Annotated in this window: 1 protein-coding gene; it reads left to right on the top strand. The window is 35.6% G+C overall.

Going from position 1 to position 1,190, the window contains the following annotated elements; all coding sequences use genetic code 11:
- Positions 1-220: 220 nt before the first annotated feature.
- Positions 221-1,190 (top strand): carotenoid oxygenase family protein (locus M595_RS27705; RefSeq protein WP_023069255.1); only part of this gene is annotated, 970 nt, incomplete at its 3' end.

Here is a 1,190-nt window from a genome sequence, read left to right on the forward strand (position 1 = left end):
AGAGAATTTACATCCCCTATTTTAGTTTAAATTTTGTATTTTTGTTTTATTTGTTACTGAATTTTTAGTCTAAATTTGTTTTTAATTAAATTAAAATCGTATCTTTGATAACAGATTAAAATAAAATTTAGATTGTTATTAAAATAGAATAAATATTTTTTCCGATCTCTAGATTCTTGGTTTAAAATCTTAGCCACCTCTAGAGATATTTTTTTAAAATATGAAACGGTCGAACTTTTCCAGACGAGATTTTCTAAAAGCTGCTGCATTCGCCTCTTTTCTTTCGACTGTTGGGGGTCATTCTCTGTTAGCTTTGTCTGCTCCGAGTCGAAAATTAATTTCAACCCAAGAATGGTTAAGTGATAACATTTTCTTACAAGGAATTAACGCTCCCGTTTTTCAGGAAGTTGATGTTGATCACTTAAAAATAACCGGGGAAATTCCCGCAGATTTAAACGGAATGTATATGCGAAATGGCCCTAATCCATACTTAAAGCCAGCTAATTATCAATATCCCTTAGAAGGGGATGGAATGATTCATGCGGTTTATCTCAAAGAAGGAAAAGCCAGTTATCGAAATCGCTGGATTCTCACCAAGAGTTTACAGCAAGATATGGAGGGAAAAGAACGACAAAATATGCCGCTTGTGAACTATGCCAATACTAATATTGTACCCTATGGCGATCATTTATTGGCGTTGTATGAAGTCGGATTACCCTATCAAATTTCTAGCGAATTAGAAACTTTAGGAGAGTGGGATTTTGATGGCGAACTCGAAGAAGCAATGACCGCACATCCCAAGGTTGATCCGATAACGGGAGAGTTACATTTTTATCGCTATTCTCTGTTAGCTGCACCTTATTTAGTGTATTATGTCGCCGACAAACAGGGAAAAATTATTCGGAAAACTCCCATTGAAATGGAATCTCCCGCCCTAATACATGATACAGCAATTACTGAAAATTACATTATTTTCTTTCATTGTCCTTTAGTTTTCAATGTATTTCAAGCGCTCGGGGGTGGACTTCCGTTTGAATGGAAGCCGGAATATGGTACAAAAATCGGGTTAATTCATCGCAAGAATATTGATCAAAAACCGATTTGGATAGAAACAGAACCCCTGTGGATGTGGCATTTTATGAATGCTTATGAACAAGAGGGAGAAGTTGTTGTTGATTTTGCCTATCATA

The organism is Lyngbya aestuarii BL J (assembly GCF_000478195.2).
Classification (GTDB): Bacteria; Cyanobacteriota; Cyanobacteriia; order Cyanobacteriales; family Microcoleaceae; genus Capilliphycus; species Capilliphycus aestuarii.